This window comes from Streptomyces wedmorensis, assembly GCF_000716445.1.
Classification (GTDB): Bacteria; Actinomycetota; Actinomycetes; order Streptomycetales; family Streptomycetaceae; genus Streptomyces; species Streptomyces wedmorensis.
The window spans coordinates 66,266-84,355 of record NZ_JNWK01000029.1 but is presented as its reverse complement, the minus strand read 5'-3'; the positions used below and the strand labels follow the sequence as shown (position 1 = coordinate 84,355).

Below are 18,090 nucleotides of genomic sequence, written 5' to 3'. Positions count from 1 at the left end.
CGAGCAGGCCGCCGAGGCCGGCGCCGGGTCGGTCCTCCTCCTGCCGCCCAACGCCTACCGCGCCGACGAGCCCGCCGTACGCGCCCACTACGCGGAGGTCGCCCTCACGCCCGCGCTCCTGGCGAGCCTGTACGCCGACGGCAGCATCGTCGCCGTCAAGGAGTTCAGCGGCGACGTCCGCCGCGCCTACGAGATCGCCGAACTCGCCCCAGAGCTCGACCTGCTGATCGGAGCGGACGACGTCCTCCTGGAACTGGCCGTGGCCGGCGCGGTCGGCTGGATCGCCGGCTACCCCAACGCGTTCCCCGCAAGCTGCGCCGAGCTGTACCACGCCGCCGTCACCGGCGACCTGGACACCGCCGTGCCGCTGTACAAGTCCCTGCACTCCCTGCTGCGCTGGGACTCCAAGACGGAGTTCGTGCAGTCCATCAAGCTCTCCATGGACATCGCCGGCCGCCAGGGCGGCCCGACCCGCCCGCCGCGCCACCCGCTCACCGGGGCGATCGAGGCCGGCGTGCGCACCGCCACCGAGAAGGCCGTCGCCGACGGCCACCGCTGACGCCCGCCCCGCCCACCGAAGGAACTCCGTGCGTACGCGTCATGTCGACGAGTCCTTCATCGGCACCCGCTTCACCGGCCGCATCACCGCCCACACCGAGGTCGGCGGCCCGCCCGCCGTCATCCACACCGTCACCGGCCGCGCCTGGATCACCGGCACCGCCCAGTACTTCCTCGACCCGCACGACCCCTTCCCCGGAGGCTTCCTCCTGTGACCGACGCCCTTCCCCTCCTCACGTCCCGGAACCCCGCCGACCCGACCGACGTGCTCCTGCGGATCCCCGCACCCGGCGCCTTCGCGGCCGTCGACGCCGTCGAACGCGCCCGCGCCGCCCAGCCCGGCTGGCTGCGGGCCGGAGCCGCCGCCCGCTCGGCCGCCCTCGGCGCGGTCGCCGCCGGCATCGAGGCGGCGGCCGACGAGCTGGCCGGCCTCGCCGTCCGCGAGGTCGGCAAGCCGATCGCCGAGGCCAGGGCCGAGGTCGCCCGTACGGCCGCGATCTGGCGCTACTACGCGCAGGCCCCCTTCGAGCCCACCGGCGCCGTCCACGAGACCGCGGCGGGAGCCGGGCTGCTGCTGACCCGGCGCCGCCCGCACGGGGTGGCTGGGCTCATCACCCCCTGGAACTTCCCCTTCGCCATCCCGACGTGGAAGGCGGCCCCGGCGCTCGCGACCGGGAACACGGTCGTCCTGAAGCCGGCCCCCGAGGCCACCGCCTGCGCCCTGCGGCTCGCCGAGATCGTCAAGGCGGCCGTCCCGGAAGGGGTGTTCACCGTCCTCCCCGGAGGAGCGACCGAGGGCAACGCCCTCGTCTCCGCCGCCGACGTCGTCTCCTTCACCGGCTCCACCCCCGTCGGCCGGGCCGTCGCCCGCGCCGCCACCGCCAGGGGCATCCCCGCGCAGGCCGAGATGGGCGGCCTGAACGCGGCGCTCGTCCTGCCGGACGCGGACATCGGGCAGGCGGCCGCCCACATCGCCGCCTCCATCGCCGGATACGCGGGCCAGAAGTGCACCGCCACCAGCCGTGTCGTCGCCGTCGGCGCGGCCCTGGACCCGCTGCGCGAGGCGCTCTCCGAAGCCCTGCGGACCCTTCCGGTCGGCGATCCGGCCGACCCGGCCACCGTCTGCGGCCCCCTCGTCCACGAGCACGCCCGCGACCGGGTCGTCGAGGCCGCACGGGGCCTGTCCGTCCTCGCAGGCGGCACCGTGCCCGACAGGGCCGGCTGGTTCGCGGCCCCCACCCTGGTCGAGAAGGTCTCCCCGGGGCACCGGTTGCTGCGCGAGGAGGTCTTCGGGCCCGTCGCCTCCCTGCTGGCCGCCGACGACCTCGCCCACGCGATCCGGATCACCAACTCCGTCCCGTACGGTCTGGTCACCTCGGTGCACACGGCCGACCTGAACACCGCCCTGCACGGTCTCGACCTGCTCGACACCGGCATGATCCGGATCAACGCCCCCTCCACCGGCGTCGACTTCCACCTGCCGTTCGGCGGCGCCAAGGAGTCCGGCCACGGATCGCGCGAGCAGGGCACGGCGGCCCTGGAGTTCTACACCTCGGGACGGACGTACACCCTGGCACCCGCGGGCCCCGCGGCGTGACGACGTACGGTGGTGATGTCGAACGGAACGAAGGGATCACCACCGTCATGGGGCACCTGACCCAGCGCGACCTCAACGCCTCCCGGGAGCGGCTGCGCGACCAGGTCGCCCACGCCCTGCGCGCCGCCCTGATCTCCGGCGAGCTGCGGCCCGGGGTGGTGTACTCGGCGCCGACGCTCGCCGAGGACTTCGGAGTCTCCGCCACCCCGGTCCGCGAGGCGATGCTCGACCTGGCCCGCGAGGGCCTCGTCGAGCCCGTGCGCAACAAGGGGTTCCGCATCACCGAGGTCGACGAACGCGACCTCGACCAGTACACCGAGATCCGGGCGCTCATCGAGATCCCCACGGTCGGCAGCGTCACCGAAGTCGCCACCCGCGAGGACCTGGAAGCCCTCCGGCCGGTCGCCGAGGACATCGTGCGCGCGGCCCGCGAGCACGACCTCATCGGCTATCTGGAGGCCGACCGCCGCTTCCACCTCACCCTGCTCTCCCTCTCCGGCAACGAACGCCTCGTCGAGACCGTCGGCGACCTCCGCAAGCGCTCCCGCCTCTACGGCCTCACCGCCCTCGACGAACGCGGCGACCTCCTCCCCTCCGCCGAAGAACACCTCGAACTCCTCGACCTCATGCTCACGGGCGACGCCGAGGCCGCCGAATCCTGCATGACCCGACACCTGGGACACGTCCGCTCCCTCTGGGCGAAACCCGACGGCCCGCCCGGGACTTGACCGGCGGCGCCGCGCGGGCGGGGGAGGGCGGGGAGGGTCGCGCCGGCTGCGAAGGGGTGAACGAAAGGGGCGAAAGGTCCGATGTGGCAGGATGCGGATCATGAGTTCGAGCACGGCGACGATGACACGGCAGTGGACGACCTGGGGGCCGGTGGTGGCGGCGCTTGCGCTTGTCGCCGCCTGGGGGCGCGATCTGCCGGGCTTCGCCGTCGGGTTCATCGCGCTCTGCCTGATCGCGGCCGTCCTCGCCGCGGTCCATCACGCCGAGGTCATCGCCCACCGGGTGGGTGAACCGTACGGCTCGCTCGTCCTCGCCGTGGCCGTCACCGTGATCGAGGTCGGACTGATCGTCTCACTGATGGTGGGAGGCGGCGAGAAGACCGCGACCTACGCACGTGACACCGTCTTCGCCGCCGTCATGATCACCTGCAACGGCATCGTCGGTCTCTCCCTCCTCGTCGGCGCGCTCCGCAACCGGATCGCCGTCTTCAACGCCGAGGGCTCCGGCGGCGCGCTCGCCACCGTCTGCACCCTGGCCACGATGACGCTGGTCCTGCCGACCTTCACGACCAGCCACCCGGGCCCCGAGTTCTCCGGCGTGCAGCTCGCCTTCGCCGCCATCGCCTCCCTCTGCCTGTACGGGGTGTTCGTCGGCGTCCAGACCGTCCGGCACCGGGACTACTTCCTTCCCGTGCCGCGTCCCGGCCAGGACTCGGAGGACGACCACGCGGACCCGCCGACCCGGCGTGACGCCTGGACCAGCCTCGGCCTCCTCCTGGTCGCCCTCGTCGCCGTCGTCGGCAACGCCAAGCTGATCTCCCCGACGATCGAGGACGGCGTCCAGTCGGCGGTCCTGCCGAAGGCGGTCGTCGGTGTCGTCATCGCACTGATGGTGCTGCTCCCCGAGACCCTCGCCGCCGTCCGGGCGGCCCGCCGCGACCGGATGCAGACCAGCCTCAACCTCGCGTACGGCTCCGCGATCGCCAGCATCGGCCTGACGATTCCGGCGATCGCGCTCGCCTCGGTCTGGCTGTCCGGGCCCCTGATCCTGGGCCTGGGACCGCTCCACATGGTCCTGCTCGTCCTCACCGGAGTGGTGAGCGCCCTGACCGTGGTGCCCGGACGGGCCACCCTCCTCCAGGGCGGCGTCCATCTCGCGATCTTCGCCGCCTTCGTCTTCCTCTCGTTCAGTCCGTGACGGGCCCGGTCAGCCCCTGACGACCACCACCCGCAGCGCCGGCGAACGCAGGATGTCCCGCTCGCAGAACCGGGAGGTCACCCAGCGCTCGCCCGCGTACAGCCGGGTCTGGTCGCTGTGGTGCGGTGACGCGGGGTTCGACGACTGGGAGTACGAGAGCAGGGTGCGGGCCACCGGGCACCGGCCGCCGTCCCAGCCCACCGCCTGCACATGGCTGGTGCCGTGGGCGACCTCGACGTAGCCGCCGCCCGCCGCGTTCCACACGGACTCGGTCTTGTTCCATATGCCCAGCGACTCGGTCCCGCCGCTCACCGGGATCCGCTGCCCGTTCCGTACGACGAACTGGTGCTGCCCCAGGGGCGCGTCCAGCGGGATGCCCGCCGCCCGCAGCTCCGCCACGGCGTCCGTGAGGGCCTTGGCGAAGCCCGGCGTGCCGGTGTCGACGGTGTGCGGGGTGCGGACCGGGTCGGCGGCCGAGAACGGCACCCTCCACAGGTCTGCCGGCTTCACCGTGCCGGTGAGCCGCCGCCAGAACCGGTCGAAGAGCAGGGCGCCCCGGCTGTCCGTGTTCACCGTCCGGTCCCAGGCCCCGATCACCCGGCAGGCCTCGGGGTCGTCCGGCAGCGCCGTCGGGCAGGCCGCGGCCACGTCGGCCGCCGCCAGGTCACCGGCGGGCGCCCGGTTGGCGAACTGCTGGCGCTGGAGGTCGGCGACCGTCAGGTCACCGCGCGCGGCCATCGCCGACACGTCCTCGACGCCGCCCCGGGTGCGCAGCGAGCGCGGGGTGGCGATGGTGCCGAAGATCCGCTCGTAACCGGTCAGCGGCCGGTCGGCGTTGGTCAGCCAGGCGCTGTCGTTGGAGTTCTCCACGTACGGGGTGTCCTGGAGCACCGGCATCCGCGCCGGACCGAAGACCCCCGGCTGGACCGCGTCCGGGTCCGAGCCGAGCGCGCAGTCGGAGCGCGAGCCGTCGAGCACCGCGACGCCCGACGCCGGGTACGTCGCCCGGCCGAGCGGTGTGGAGCAGCGCTGGGCCAGCTCGTCGGTGATCCGGGGGAGCACCTGCGACTGGCTGAAGTACGAGTGCCCCGCGGAGTCGGCCGCGATCGTGTTGACCCACGGGAGTCCCTGGGTGCGGCGCAGCGCGTCCGCGACGTCCCGCGTCGAGCGGGCCTTGCCGAAGCCGAGGGCGGTGTCCGAGCCGCGCAGGTTGGCCGCGTTGGGGTCGTTGAGCGCGTACGCGGTGGTGGCGGTCCAGGGCAGCGGGAGCTGTGCGCCGAGGCCGCCGACGACCGGGCCGTACCGCGTCCACCACTGGGTACGGGTGACGGGGGCGCCGTCCTTCACCGGCACGGTCACCGTGCGCGCCGTCATCCGCTCCGGCCGGCCGTCCACCAGATAGGACGTCGGGTCGCCGGGGGAGAGCGTCAACTGGTGCAGGTTGAGCGGCACTCCGGTGGCGACGGTGTGGCTCCAGGCCACCTTGTCGTTGAAGCCGATGTTGACGACGGTGGTGCCGAGGAGCGAGGCGCCCGACACGTTCAGCTCGCCGGGAATGGTCTGCTGCGACTGCCAGAAGCGCCGGCCGCCCTGCCAGGGGTAGTGCGGGTTGCCCAGGAGCAGCCCGCGCCCGTTCGCCGTGGTCGTACCGGAGAACGCGACGGCGTTCGAGCCCATGGTGGCGTTCTCGGCGGCGAACAGCTCCTTGGCCGCGGCCGCGGCGTCGTCCGGATCGGGGACGGCGCCGGAAGGGGAGGCGGACGCGGCGGCGGCCGGGGGAGCGGCCGGCGGCCGGGCGGCGGTGATGCCGTCGACGGCACGGCCCTGGCCGCCGAGCACCGACACGGCGAAGCCGCGCCGGGCCACGTCGAGCGCGCTCACCGGGCGGACCCAGTCGGCTCCCGCGCAGGCGGGGTCCGTGATCCGGTTCTTCCGCAGCCAGGCGTTGTAGCCGGCCGCCCAGCCGCGCATCAGCTCCTTGAGGTCGCCGCTCGGCCCGGCGGGCGCCGGCGTCCTGAGCAGCTCCTCGACCGTCCCCGCGTCCTTCACACCGCGGAAGTACAGGTCGCTGGAGAGGTTCGTGGCGGCGGAGGACAGCGAGCCGTCGGGCGCGGCGTCCGGGCCGAAGTACCGGGAGCGTTCGCCGTTGACGGTGAGGAATCCGTCCGCGAGGACGCAGACCTGGTCGGCCGCCTGCGCCCAGCCCGTTCCGAAGCCGAGGTTCGCGTAGTCCTTCGCGACGATGTGGGGGATGCCGTACTCGGTGTACCGGATGACGGCCGAAAGGCCCCGGTCGGAGGGGTGCCCGCCGCGGTCGCCGGAGTCGGCGACCGCGGCGCCGGGCAGCGAGGCGGTGACGACGGCGAGGGCCGCGCCGGTGAGTGCCAGGTGTTTCAGACGGGTGCGGAGGTGCAACGTGCCTCCCAACGGGTCGAAGTGCACTGCGGGTCGGACCATGCACGCAGCCGGTTGCCCGGATGTCAACATCCCGTTCGGTATCCGAGGTCCGGGCATGTCCGTTGCGCCGCGCGGTACTTGACCTTCCGCCCGTTCCGCGCCGAGGATCACGGCATGGATCGACTCCTCAGCCGCGCCGTCGACGGTGTCCTGCGCATGAGCGCCCAGCGCGTCCCCGACCGGATCGCCGTGCGGTACGCCGACCGGGCCTGGACGTACGCGGAGCTGGACGCCGCCGTCTCCACCGCCGCCGCCGTGCTGCGGGAGCCGCACCACGGCCTCGCCCTGCCCGACGGCGCCAGGGTCGCCACCTACGGCCACAACTCGGACGTGTACCTCGTCGCGTTCCTCGCCTGCGCCCGGGCGGGCCTGATCCACGTGCCGGTCAACCACCACCTGACCGGCGACGACCTCACGTACGTCCTGGAGCAGTCGGACTCCTCGCTCGTCCTCGCCGACCCCGCCCTCGCGGACCGCGTACCGGACGGTTTCGCGGTCAAGGCGCTGCGGGACGCGCCCGGTTCACTCCTGGACTCGCTCGCCGAACCCGACACGTACGACACCGACCGCGACGCCCGCGAGTACGTCCAGCTGCTCTACACCTCGGGCACCACCGCCCTGCCCAAGGGCGCGATGATGACCCACCACGCCCTCGTCCACGAGTACGCGAGCGCCATCGAGGCCCTCGACCTGAGCGAGGACGACCGGCCGGTGCACGCGCTGCCGCTCTACCACTCGGCCCAGATGCACGTGTTCCTGCTGCCCTACCTCGCCGTCGGCGCCGAGAACACGATCGTCGACGGACCCGACCCGGCCGTCCTGTTCGACCTGATCGAGGCCGGTCGCGCGGACAGCGTCTTCGCCCCGCCGACCGTCTGGATCGCCCTCGCCAACCATCCGGAGTTCGACGGCCGCGACCTGTCGGCGCTGCGCAAGGCCTACTACGGGGCCTCGATCATGCCCGTACCCGTCCTGGAGCGGCTGCGCGCCCGGCTCCCCGGCCTCGCCTTCTACAACTGCTTCGGCCAGTCGGAGATCGGCCCGCTCGCCACCGTCCTCGGACCCGACGAGCACGAGGGCCGGATGGACTCCTGCGGCCGGCCCGTACGCCACGTCGAGGCGCGGGTCGTCGACGAGTACGGCAAGGACGTGCCGGACGGCACCCCCGGCGAGATCGTCTACCGCTCCCCGCAGCTCTGCGACGGCTACTGGCGCAAGCCCGACGAGACCGAGGCGGCCTTCCGGGGCGGCTGGTTCCGCTCCGGCGACCTCGCCGTCCGCGACGCCGAGGGGTACCTGACGATCGTCGACCGGGTGAAGGACGTCATCAACTCCGGTGGCGTGCTCGTCGCCTCGCGTCAGGTCGAGGACGCGCTCTACACCCACCCGGAGGTCGCCGAGGCGGCTGTCATCGGCCTCCCGGACGAGCGCTGGATCGAGGCGGTCACGGCCGTGGTCGTCCCGCGCGGCGAGGTCACCGAGGCCGAACTCCTCGACCACGCCCGCGAGAAGCTCGCCCACTTCAAGGCTCCGAAGCGGGTCTTCCTCGTGGACGCGCTTCCCCGCAACGCCAGCGGAAAGATCCTCAAACGCGAGCTGAGGGACCGCTTCAGCGCCTCATGACACCGTCACGCGCGGGCGTCGGCCGACCCGTTCACGGCCGGCGCCCCGCGCGGACGCGCGTGTGTCAGGCCGCTCGTTCCTCCACCACGCAGAGAATGTTGCCCTCGCTGTCCTTGAACCAGGCGCCCCGCATGGTGTCCGACTCGACCACGCCGTCGACCGTCTTGATGCCGGGCAGGTCGTAGTCCTCGAACGTGACGCCCTTCGACCGCAGGGAGGTCATCTCCGCGTCGAGGTCGGCGACCTTCCAGCTCGCCAGAGTGTGCTCGGCCTTGCCGCCGTACGGCGTCTCGTAGAGTCCGATCGTCGTGCCACCACACTCGTACCTCGTGTCCTCGGCCGACTCCCTCGTCAGAGGAAGCCCCAGCGTGTCCGAGTAGAAGCGCTTCGCCCGCTCCATGTCCTCCACCGGAATGATCGCGGCGATAGGGGAGTCTGACAGCATCGCAACCACCTCCTCTTTCCAGGCTACGCGCGAGAGCCCCGACGAACCGTTTGATCTTCTTCGGAGAGGTGCTAGCTTGACCGCTGAACTTTTAAGTGATCCCGGGGGGGATTTTCGTGAACCGTCGAAACCTGCTGAAAAGTGCCGTCGCGCTCGGCCTGGGCGCGCCGCTCGCCTCGCTCGCCGCGGCGACGCCCGCGCACGCCGCGGGCAACTACGACGTGCTCGTGACCGAGCAGGTCAAGAACAAGCTCATGCTGTTCCGCGCGATCAACCCGTGGACGCCCGAGAACCTCGGGTGGGAGTGGCAGGCGCCGAACCTGACAGAGTGGGACCGCCTCAACGACGCGCGTTTCCGCGAGACCGACCGCTTCGGCTGGACCTGCATGGTCGCCGCCGGCGGCGGCAGGGTCGGCATGGTCAACTTCGGTGACGACGACGCGCTGCTGTGGTCGGCGAACGCGGGCGGAAACCCGCACGCGGTCGAGTACCTCCGCAGCCACGGCGTCGTGGTCGTGGCGTCGGCGGGGGCGATATCGTCCACCCTCGACTACCCCGGCTATCTGTCCATCTATGCCCCGACCGACGCCGACGACCCCGCCAGCCTGGGATCGACGCCTGTCGACCGCATCGCGTTCCAGGGCGCGCACGGCCTCTGGTGGGACGGCTCCCACCTGTACGCCCTCGGCACGTGGACGCTCGCCAAGTACCGCATCACCGGTTCGCTCAAGAGCGCCAGGCTCGAACTGGTCCAGAAGCACGTGTGGGCCACCGAGTTCGGCGGGCACAGCCTCGACATGGACTTCACCGACCCGAGCCGGCTCATCCTGAACGGCGGCGGGGCCCTCTGGACCGTCGAGAAGTCGAACCTCGCGCTCACCAACATCCGGCCGCAGAGCTACGGCGTGAAGTCCTTCTCCCGCGCCGTCGACGGAGAGTCCTTCTGGGTCCAGGCGATCGACGTCACCGACCCCGGCAAGGAAGGCTGGTGGAACGAGTACGTGCAGTTCTTCGACCCCACTGGCAAGCCGAGCTACCGCCGCGGCCTGGACTACTACGGCTACGAGGGCCGCTTCTACCGGTCCCGGATCTCGAGCATCAGGCTTTCCTGACCGGAGGGGGCCGGCGGTGACGCCGGCCCCCTCCCCGGTCGTGGACCAGGGGATCCCTCAGGGCTCCCCTCAGTGATCCCTGAGGTCCACGATCCGCTTGATCTTGCCGACCGAGCGCTCCAGGGTCTCGGGGTCCACGACCTCCACGCCGGCGGAGACACCGATGCCGTCCTTGACGGCGGTGGCGATGGCGCGCGCCGCCTCCGCGCGTTCGGCGGCGGTGGCGTCCGGACGGGCCTCCGCCCGGACGGTCAGCGCGTCGAGGCGCCCCTCCCGGGTCAGCCGCAGCTGGAAGTGCGGGGCGACCGCCGGGGTGCGGAGCACGATCTCCTCGATCTGGGTGGGGAAGAGGTTCACCCCGCGCAGGATGATCATGTCGTCGCTGCGCCCGGTGACCTTCTCCATCCGCCGGAACACCCGGGCGGTGCCCGGCAGCAGCCGGGTCAGGTCGCGCGTCCGGTAACGGATCACCGGCATGGCCTCCTTGGTGAGCGAGGTGAAGACGAGCTCCCCCTCCTCGCCGTCCGGCAGCACCTCGCCCGTGAACGGGTCCACGACCTCCGGGTAGAAGTGGTCCTCCCAGATGTGCAGCCCGTCCTTGGTCTCCACGCACTCCTGGGCCACGCCGGGGCCGATCACCTCCGACAGGCCGTATATGTCGACCGCGTCGATGGCGAACCGGTCCTCGATCTCCTTCCGCATCGCCTCCGTCCACGGCTCGGCGCCGAAGACGCCCACCTTCAGGGAGGTCGACCGCGGGTCCACGCCCTGACGCTCGAACTCGTCGAGCAGCGTGAGCATGTACGACGGGGTCACCATGATGACCTCGGGCCGGAAGTCCTGGATCAGCTGCACCTGGCGGGCCGTCATGCCGCCCGAGGCCGGGATGACCGTGCACCCCAGCCGCTCCGCGCCGTAGTGGGCGCCGAGACCACCGGTGAACAGGCCGTATCCGTACGCCACATGGACCTTGTGGCCCGGGCGGGCGCCGGCCGCCCGCAGCGAGCGGGCCACCACGTCCGCCCAGGTGTCCAGGTCCCGGTCGGTGTAGCCGACGACGGTCGGCCGGCCGGTGGTGCCGCTGGAGGCGTGGACGCGCCGGATCCGGGACTGGTCGACCGCGAACATGCCGAAGGGGTAGTGGTCGCGCAGGTCCGACTTGGCGGTGAACGGGAAGCGCGCGAGGTCCGCGAGCGTACGGCAGTCGTCCGGGGTCACCCCGGCCGCGTCGAAGGAACGGCGGTAGAAGTCCACGTTCGCGTAGGCGTGCCGCAGGGTGGCGCGCAGTCTCTCCAGCTGGAGTGCCGACAGCTCGTCCCGCCCGAGCCGCTCGCCGCTGTCCAGCAGTTCCGTCATGTGCGCCGCTCCTCCGTTGCCGTAAAACGGACTACCGATCATTCGGTAGATACGTCCCGGGCCAGTTAAACCGCCGGTACCCCCGCCTTGGCAAGGGGTCGGAAGAAGTTTTCCCGCTCGCACGGGCGCACGGACGGCGGAGCGCCCGGGGCGCTCGCGGGGCGGTTTCCGCGGGACGGTGCGCCAGCCCGGCCGCGCCGCACCCGGAGGCCGTACACGACGGTGCGTTACACCTGGACGCGGAGAGTGACGGAGAAGTCCGCGAGATCCACCAGAGCCCCAGACATGGGAGTCACCATGTCGGTCGACACAGCGCCGGCGGCCACCCCCGCACCCAGGCCCGCCGTCGCAGTGCGCGAGGTCCGGTCGAGCCTCAGCACCGCCGCCGCCCGCAACCTCGCCACCACCGAGTCCGAACCCCAGATGCAGGGCATCAGCTCCCGCTGGCTGCTCCGCACCCTGCCCTGGGTCCAGACGCCCGGCGGCGTCTACCGGGTCAACCGCCGCCTCTCGTACGTGGTCGGCGACGGCCGCGTCACCTTCGTCAGGAGCGGCTCAAAGGTCGAGGTCATCCCCGCCGAACTGGCCGAGCTCCCGCTCCTGCGCGGTTTCGACGACCTCACCGCGCTCGGCGCGCTCGCCGACCGCTTCGTCCAGAGGGAGTACGAGCCGGGGCAGGTCGTGGTGCACTCCGGTGCCGACGCCGACCACGTCTACCTGATCGCGCACGGCAAGATCGAGAAGATCGGCACCGGACAGTACGGCGACGAGACCCTCCTCGGACGGCTCGGCGACGGCGACGCGTTCGGCGACGGCGACGCGTTCGGCGGCCAGGTGCTCGCGGGCGAGACGAAGTGGGAGTTCACCGCCAAGGCCGTCACCGGCGTCACCCTGCTCGCCCTGCCCCGCACCGCCTACCAGGCCGTGGCGGAGCAGTACGAGAACCTCCACGAGCACGTCATGGACCTGCACGTCGACGGCCACCACCGGGCCACCAACCGGGCGGGCGAGGCGGCCATCGAGCTCAGCGCCGGCCACGTCGGCGAGCACGCGCTGCCCGGCGCCTACGCCGACTACGAACTCACGCCCCGCGAGTACGAGCTCAGCGTCGCCCAGACCGTCCTCAAGGTCCACACCCGGGTCGCCGACCTCCACAACCAGCCGATGAACCAGACGGAGCAGCAGCTGCGCCTGACGATCCAGGAACTGCGGGAGCGCCAGGAGCACGAACTCGTCAACAACCCGGAGTTCGGGCTGCTGCACAACGCCGACTACGACCAGCGCATCCAGACCCACTCGGGCCCGTCCACGCCGGACGACCTCGACGACCTGCTGAGCATGCGGCGCGACACCCAGTACCTCTTCGCCCACCCGCGCGCCATCGCAGCCTTCGGCAAGGAGTGCGGCAAGCGCGGACTCGCCCTGTCCTCCGTGGACGTCGACGGTCACCACATCCCCGCCTGGCGCGGCGTGCCCCTCCTGCCCTGCGGGAAGATCCCGGTCAGCGACAAGCAGAGCTCCTCGATCATCGCCATCCGCACCGGCGAGGACAACGAGGGCGTCATCGGCCTCCACCGGACCGGCCTGCCCGACGAGGTCGAGCCCGGCCCCAACTGCCGCTTCATGGGCATCGACGAGAAGGCGATCATCTCCTACCTCGTCTCCGCCTACTACTCCGCCGCGGTCCTCGTGCCCGACGCGGTCGGCGTCCTGGAGAACGTCGAGGTACGCCCCCGGGCCTGACCCGCACTCCCGGGCCGTGCCGCACCGACGTCCCGCCTCGGGGGTGCACCCTCTCCCGCGAGGAGGCCGGGTTTCCCGTCCGTCAGGCCTGTTTTCCCGGCCGTCAGGCCTGCCAGTGGGCCGGGCGGTCGAAGCCGTCGGGCAGGCGGGTCGCGGCGTTGCCGCGGGCCGAGTTCAGCTGGGGCTGGGTGAGGAACAGGGCGCCGGTCAGGTCCGCGCCCGAGAGGTCGGCGTCGCGCAGGTCGGCGCCGATCAGATCGGCGAGCGACAGGTCGGCGTCCGTCAGGTCGGCGGCGATGAGCAGCGCGCCGCGCAGGTCCGCGCCGCGCAGCCGGGCGCCCCGCAGCCGCTTGCCGATCAGGTCCGCGCCGCGCCGGCTCTTCGGCTTCCCGCCGGCCGTGGCGCGCACCAGCTCGCTCGTCCGCAGCAGCAGCGGGTTGACCCCGGCCCGTACGGGACCCACGTCGAGCTTCTCCAGCTCGTCGGCCGTGCCCCGGGTGAGCGCCTCGACGCGGGCCAGCGCCGCGCGCAGGTCGGCGTGGACGGGGCGCGCCGTCGGCAGGGCCAGGGCCTCGGTGAGGTACCGCAGGAGCTCGTGGAGCTGGCGCACCACCGGGAAGACCTCGTACATCCGCCGCGCGGTCCCGGGTGCCTCGCGCCAGGACACGCCTCCGAAGGTCACCTGGGAGACGTGCTGGCCGGCGCCGAAGCAGTCGTACACCGTGCAGCCCTGGAAGCCGCTCGGCCGCAGCCGGGTGTGGATGCCGCAGCGGAAGTCCTCCTGGAGGTTCCGGCAGGGGTCGCCGGACGACTTGTTCACGGCGAAGTCGGCCGACTTGGCGAAGGGCAGGGCCACACAGCACAGGCCGAAGCAGTTCGCGCAGTCGCCGCGCAGTGCGGCTTCCCGGGTCTCGGGCACGGGGAAACGGTTCCTTCGCAGCTCGGGGACGGTCCGTCCACCGTATCGCGCCCTCCGCGAAACCCGTTGCGAAGATCGTCCGGGCCCGGTGAGGATCGGGGCCATGCCCACCTTCACGACGTATGACGGGACCCGACTCGCCTACCGCGCGCACGGCACGGGAGAGCCGCTCGTGTGCCTGGCCGGCGGGCCGATGCGCGACGCCGCGTACCTCGGCGACCTCGGCGGACTCGCCGCCCACCGCACCCTGGTCCTGCTCGACGCCCGCGGCACCGGGGCGAGCGCCGAACCCGCCGACCCCGGCACGTACCGCTGCGACCGGCAGGTCGGCGACGTCGAGGCCCTCCGCGCCCACCTCGGCCTGGAGCGGATCGACATCCTCGGCCATTCGGCCGGCGGGAACCTGGCCACCCTGTACGCGGCCGCCCACCCCGAGCGGATCCGCTCGCTCGTCCTCGTCACCTCCGCCGGCCGTGCGCTCGGCGTCGGCACCACCGACGAGGAGTGGGACGAGGCCGTCACGGTCTTCGCCGACCGGCCCTGGTACCAGGAGGCCCGGGCAGCGCTCGACGCGACCGGCCCCGAGACCCCGCTGTCGCGCGTCCACGCCATCACGGCCCCCTTCGCCTACGGCCGCTGGGACGCGGCCGCGCGGGAACACGCCGCCGCCCAGACGTGGCAGGTGCGCTGGGAGGCGGCGTCCGCCTACCACGGCGAAGGCGCCTACGAGCCGGAGCGGACCCGCCGCGACCTCGCGGCGCTCACCGCGCCGGTCCTCGTCCTGGCGGGGGAGTACGACGCGGGCCCGACCCCGGCGAAGGCCGCCGAGGCGGCCGCGTGCTTCCCGCACGCCGAACTCGTCGTCCTGCCGGGCGCCGGCCACTTCCCCTGGGTCGACGACGCCGAGGCCTTCGCCCGCCCGGTCGCCGCCTTCCTCGACCCGGAGGTGCGCACGGTCACCGTCGACGGCGTACGCCTCGCCCACCGGGTCCTCGGTCCCGAGGATGCCCCGCCGGTCGTCCTGGTCCACGGCCGCGGCGAGAACCGCACCACCTGGACGGAGATCGCCGCCGACCTCGCCGCCGACCACCGGGTGTACGCGCTCGACCTGCGCGGCCACGGCCTCAGCGACCGGCCCGGCCGCTACGGCTTCGACGCCTTCCGCGACGAACTCGGCGGCTTCCTGCGCGCCCTCGGCCTCACCGGGGCCACCGTCGTCGCCCACTCGATGGGCGCCGGTGCCGCCCTGCTCCTCGCCCAGCGGGAGCCCGGTCTGATCGGCCGGCTCGTCCTGGAGGAACCCCCCGCCTTCGTCCCGCTCGACCCGCCCCGCCCGCCCGCCGAGCGCCCCGACGGCCCCCTGCCCTTCGACTGGGCCGTCGTCCCGGACACCGACGCCCAGCTGAACGCGCCCGACCCCGCCTGGCGCAGGGAGCTCTCCGCGATCACGGCCCCCACCCTCGTCATCGCCGGCGGCCCGGCCAGCCACATCGCCCAGGATCAGCTGACCCTCCTGGCCGAGCGCATCCCCGGAGCCCGACTCGTCACCATCGGCGCCGGACACCTCGTCCACACCGGACGACCGGCGGAATTCCTCTCGACGATAAGGGAGTTCGGCCTCCACTGAGGGGGGGGCGGTCACCCGCCGGCCACACCCGGGGGCGCCGGCGGATCGGGCGCGTCCCGGCCCGGATCCGCCGGGCCGGGTCAGGCCGTGTCGGATGACGCGTCGGCCTCCACGGCGACCGCGCGGGCCCAGCGGTAGTCGGCCTTGCCGCTGGGGGAGCGCTCGATGCGGTCGGTGAGGACGAGTTGGCGGGGGACCTTGTAGCCGGCGAGGTGGGAGCGGCAGTGGGTCTGGACGGCGGCGAGGTCCAGGGGCGGTGCGTCGGGGCGGAGTTGGACGACGGCGGCGACGTGGTTGCCCCAGCGGGCGTCGGGGACGCCGGCGACGAGGGCGTCGTAGACGTCGGGGTGGGACTTGAGGGCCTGCTCGACCTCCTCCGGGTAGACCTTCTCGCCGCCGGTGTTGATGCACTGGGAGCCGCGGCCGAGGACGGTGACCACGCCCGCCTCGTCGACCGTCGCCATGTCGCCGAGGAGGACCCAGCGCACCCCGTCGCGCTCGAAGAAGGTCTCGGCGGTCTTGGCGGGGTCGTTGTAGTAGCCGAGGGGGACGTGGCCGCGCTGGGCGAGGCGGCCGGTCTCGCCCGCGGTGACGGGGGCGAGGGTCACCGGGTCGACGACCTGGGTGCGTTCGTTGACGTGGAGCCGGAATCCCCGGGCCGGTCCGGAGTCGTCGGTGGCGCGGCCGTTGGAACCGGACTCGGTGGAGCCGAAGTTGTTGAGCAGCAGGACGTTCGGCATGAGTTCCTGGAGCTGGGCCCGCACGGTGTCGGACATGATCGCCCCGGAGGAGGACAGGCTGAAGAGCGCGGACAGGTCGGTGCCCTTGAGCGGGCCGCGCAGCGCGTCCACGAGGGGCCGGAGCATGGCGTCGCCGACCAGGGAGATGCTGGAGACCTTCTCCTTCTCCAGCGTACGGAGGACTTCCTCGGGCACGTACTTGCGGTGCAGGACGACCCGCTGGCCGTAGTCGAAGGCGATGAACGCGGTGAGGGTGGACGTGCCGTGCATCAGGGGCGGCGCGGGGAAGAACGTGATGCCGTCGCCGCCGGCGGCGACGCGCTCGGCCAGCTCCTCGGGGCGCTTCACGGGTTCGCCCGAGGGGTCGCCGCCGAAGAGGCCGGCGAAGAACAGGTCCTCCTGGCGCCACAGGACGCCCTTGGGCATGCCGGTGGTGCCGCCGGTGTAGATGATGAAGAGGTCGTCCGCCGAGCGGGGGCCGAAGCCGCGCTCGGGTGAGCCCGAGGCCTCCGCGTCCGGGTACGCCACGCAGTCGAGCGCCGGCGCTCCCTCGGGCGGGGTCCCCACCCGCACGAGGTGCCGCAGCTTCTCCGTCTGCGGCAGCGCCGCCGCGACGCGCTCGGTGAACTCGGCGTCGAAGACGAGTGCGGCGAGGTCGGCGTCGCGGTAGAGGTAGACGAGCTCCTCCTCCACGTACCGGTAGTTGACGTTGACCGGCACGATGCGGGCCTTGAGGCAGGCGAGCACGGTCTGCAGGTACTCGACGCCGTTGTACAGGTGGAGGCCGAGGTGTTCGCCGGGCCGGATGCCCGCGTCGAGCAGGTGGTGGGCGATCCGGTTCGCGGCCGCGTCGAGCCCGGCGTAGGTGAGCCGGCGTTCCTCGCCCGTCCCCGGGTGGTCGACGTAGACCAGCGCCTCGCGGTCGGGGACCACGTCGACCACCGATTCGAACAGGTCGGCAAGGTTGTACTCCACCGTTCCTCCTGACGCCGGCTCGCGCTGACTCGCATGGACGTGGCGGTCATTAGAGCGCCGACCGGTCACCGGGGGAAGGGGGTGCGCAGAAGAATCTGACTGAGTGTCAGAAAACTATTGAACTGGACCCCCGGCTCCTGCAACCTGTTCCAGAACTGGAGACGGGAGACCCCCATGGGCGGCACCGAACACCTCAGCGTCCGGCGCGAAGGCGCCACGCTCGTCCTCACCTTGAACCGGCCCGAGGCCAAGAACGCCCTCTCGCTGCCGATGCTCGTCGGCCTCTACGACGGCTGGCTGGAGGCCGACGCCGACGACACCGTCCGCTCGGTCGTCCTCACCGGCGCCGGCGGCGCGTTCTGCGCCGGGATGGACCTCAAGGCCCTCGCCGGCAAGGGCATGGCGGGAGAGCAGTACCGGGACCGGCTCAAGGCCGACCCCGACCTGCACTGGAAGGCGATGCTCCGCCACCACCGACCCCGCAAGCCGGTCATCGCGGCCGTCGAGGGGTACTGCGTCGCCGGCGGCACCGAGATCCTCCAGGGCACCGACATCAGGGTCGCCGGCGCCTCCGCCACCTTCGGCCTCTTCGAGGTCCGCCGCGGCCTCTTCCCCATCGGCGGCTCCACCGTCCGCCTGCCCCGCCAGATCGCCCGCACCCACGCCCTCGAGATGCTCCTCACCGGCCGCCCGTACACCGCCGACGAAGCCGCCCGCATCGGCCTCGTCGGCCGCGTCGTGCCCGACGGCACCGCCCTCGACACCGCCCTCGACATCGCCGAGCGGATCAACGCCTGCGGCCCGCTCGCCGTGGAGGCCGTCAAGGCGTCCGTGTACGAGACCGCCGAGATGACCGAGACGGAGGGGCTCGCCGCCGAACTGAAGCGGGGATGGCCGATCTTCGACACCGCGGACGCGAAGGAAGGGGCGAAGGCCTTCGCGGAGAAGCGGCCGGCGGTCTACCGGCGGGAGTGAGCCGCCGCGGTTTTCGCCCACCCCCATGCCGACCGTC

Annotated in this window: 14 protein-coding genes and 1 pseudogene; 10 read left to right on the top strand and 5 right to left on the bottom strand. The window is 72.6% G+C overall.

The genetic code is table 11. The features are described 5' to 3' along the window. From OO54_RS22775 to OO54_RS22755, 5 genes and pseudogenes are all read left to right on the top strand, one after another. Positions 1-559, top strand: a 559-nt coding sequence (locus tag OO54_RS22775) for a dihydrodipicolinate synthase family protein (protein WP_033205894.1), incomplete at its 5' end; no start/stop codon positions are given. Continuing rightward, positions 501-773 (top strand): annotated as a pseudogene (locus OO54_RS48815) (proline racemase family protein); the annotation flags it as partial. The gene OO54_RS22775 and the pseudogene OO54_RS48815, both read left to right, overlap by 59 nt. Next, the gene (locus tag OO54_RS22765; protein WP_033205888.1) at positions 770-2,155 is read left to right on the top strand and encodes an aldehyde dehydrogenase family protein; all 1,386 of its coding nucleotides are present in this window, start codon (positions 770-772) and stop codon (positions 2,153-2,155) included. The pseudogene OO54_RS48815 and the gene OO54_RS22765, both read left to right, overlap by 4 nt. A 47-nt stretch (positions 2,156-2,202) precedes the next feature. Next, positions 2,203-2,883: a GntR family transcriptional regulator gene (locus tag OO54_RS22760; RefSeq protein ID WP_033205928.1), complete on the top strand. Its 681-nt coding sequence runs from the start codon at positions 2,203-2,205 to the stop codon at positions 2,881-2,883. Positions 2,884-2,983: 100 nt separating this feature from the next. After that, positions 2,984-4,081 carry a calcium:cation antiporter gene (locus tag OO54_RS22755; protein ID WP_033205926.1) on the top strand — a complete coding sequence of 366 codons (1,098 nt, stop codon included), beginning with the start codon at positions 2,984-2,986 and terminating at the stop codon, positions 4,079-4,081. Positions 4,082-4,090: 9 nt separating this feature from the next. Here the strand turns inward: OO54_RS22755 and OO54_RS22750 are convergent, their stop codons facing one another. After that, the gene (locus OO54_RS22750; protein ID WP_063738313.1) at positions 4,091-6,538 is read right to left on the bottom strand and encodes a penicillin acylase family protein; all 2,448 of its coding nucleotides are present in this window, start codon (positions 6,536-6,538) and stop codon (positions 4,091-4,093) included. 114 nt (positions 6,539-6,652) lie between these two features. On the opposite strand from OO54_RS22750, the gene OO54_RS22745 reads away from it, so the two are divergent. Further along, positions 6,653-8,161, top strand: coding sequence for a fatty acyl-CoA synthetase (locus OO54_RS22745; protein ID WP_033205882.1), 1,509 nt, complete (start codon positions 6,653-6,655; stop codon positions 8,159-8,161). Positions 8,162-8,225: 64 nt separating this feature from the next. Here the strand turns inward: OO54_RS22745 and OO54_RS22740 are convergent, their stop codons facing one another. Continuing rightward, positions 8,226-8,606, bottom strand: coding sequence for a VOC family protein (locus tag OO54_RS22740; protein ID WP_033205880.1), 381 nt, complete (start codon positions 8,604-8,606; stop codon positions 8,226-8,228). 116 nt (positions 8,607-8,722) lie between these two features. On the opposite strand from OO54_RS22740, the gene OO54_RS22735 reads away from it, so the two are divergent. Continuing rightward, complete coding sequence (locus tag OO54_RS22735; RefSeq protein ID WP_033205877.1) at positions 8,723-9,718, top strand: hypothetical protein; 996 nt, start codon at positions 8,723-8,725, stop codon at positions 9,716-9,718. 69 nt (positions 9,719-9,787) lie between these two features. Here OO54_RS22735 and paaK read toward each other — a convergent pair whose 3' ends face one another. Continuing rightward, positions 9,788-11,074, bottom strand: coding sequence for a phenylacetate--CoA ligase PaaK (paaK, locus tag OO54_RS22730; RefSeq protein WP_033205874.1), 1,287 nt, complete (start codon positions 11,072-11,074; stop codon positions 9,788-9,790). 297 nt (positions 11,075-11,371) lie between these two features. On the opposite strand from paaK, the gene OO54_RS22725 reads away from it, so the two are divergent. Then, entirely contained in the window at positions 11,372-12,817 is a 1,446-nt protein-coding gene (locus tag OO54_RS22725; RefSeq protein WP_033205925.1) for a family 2B encapsulin nanocompartment shell protein, read from the top strand. A gap of 103 nt (positions 12,818-12,920) precedes the next feature. On the opposite strand, the gene OO54_RS22720 is transcribed toward OO54_RS22725, so the two are convergent. Further along, a complete protein-coding gene (locus OO54_RS22720) occupies positions 12,921-13,736 on the bottom strand; it encodes a pentapeptide repeat-containing protein (protein ID WP_033205871.1) in 816 nt (271 codons plus the stop codon). Between the two features lie 103 nt (positions 13,737-13,839). On the opposite strand from OO54_RS22720, the gene OO54_RS22715 reads away from it, so the two are divergent. Then, the gene (locus OO54_RS22715; RefSeq protein ID WP_033205869.1) at positions 13,840-15,363 is read left to right on the top strand and encodes an alpha/beta fold hydrolase; all 1,524 of its coding nucleotides are present in this window, start codon (positions 13,840-13,842) and stop codon (positions 15,361-15,363) included. A gap of 80 nt (positions 15,364-15,443) precedes the next feature. On the opposite strand, the gene OO54_RS22710 is transcribed toward OO54_RS22715, so the two are convergent. Then, entirely contained in the window at positions 15,444-17,078 is a 1,635-nt protein-coding gene (locus tag OO54_RS22710) for an acyl-CoA synthetase (protein WP_033205866.1), read from the bottom strand. 174 nt (positions 17,079-17,252) lie between these two features. Here OO54_RS22710 and OO54_RS22705 point away from each other — a divergent pair, with 174 nt between their 5' ends. After that, entirely contained in the window at positions 17,253-18,053 is an 801-nt protein-coding gene (locus OO54_RS22705) for a crotonase/enoyl-CoA hydratase family protein (RefSeq protein ID WP_033205864.1), read from the top strand. The last annotated feature ends 37 nt before the right edge of the window (positions 18,054-18,090 follow it).

Coding starts and splice junctions, on each gene's coding strand:
- OO54_RS22760 (WP_033205928.1), top strand. CDS start 2,203: ATGGGGCACCTGACCCAGCGCGACCTCAACGCCTCCCGGGAGCGGCTG.
- OO54_RS22755 (WP_033205926.1), top strand. CDS start 2,984: ATGAGTTCGAGCACGGCGACGATGACACGGCAGTGGACGACCTGGGGG.
- OO54_RS22750 (WP_063738313.1), bottom strand. CDS start 6,538: ATGGTCCGACCCGCAGTGCACTTCGACCCGTTGGGAGGCACGTTGCAC.
- OO54_RS22745 (WP_033205882.1), top strand. CDS start 6,653: ATGGATCGACTCCTCAGCCGCGCCGTCGACGGTGTCCTGCGCATGAGC.
- OO54_RS22740 (WP_033205880.1), bottom strand. CDS start 8,606: ATGCTGTCAGACTCCCCTATCGCCGCGATCATTCCGGTGGAGGACATG.
- paaK (WP_033205874.1), bottom strand. CDS start 11,074: ATGACGGAACTGCTGGACAGCGGCGAGCGGCTCGGGCGGGACGAGCTG.
- OO54_RS22725 (WP_033205925.1), top strand. CDS start 11,372: ATGTCGGTCGACACAGCGCCGGCGGCCACCCCCGCACCCAGGCCCGCC.
- OO54_RS22715 (WP_033205869.1), top strand. CDS start 13,840: ATGCCCACCTTCACGACGTATGACGGGACCCGACTCGCCTACCGCGCG.
- OO54_RS22705 (WP_033205864.1), top strand. CDS start 17,253: ATGGGCGGCACCGAACACCTCAGCGTCCGGCGCGAAGGCGCCACGCTC.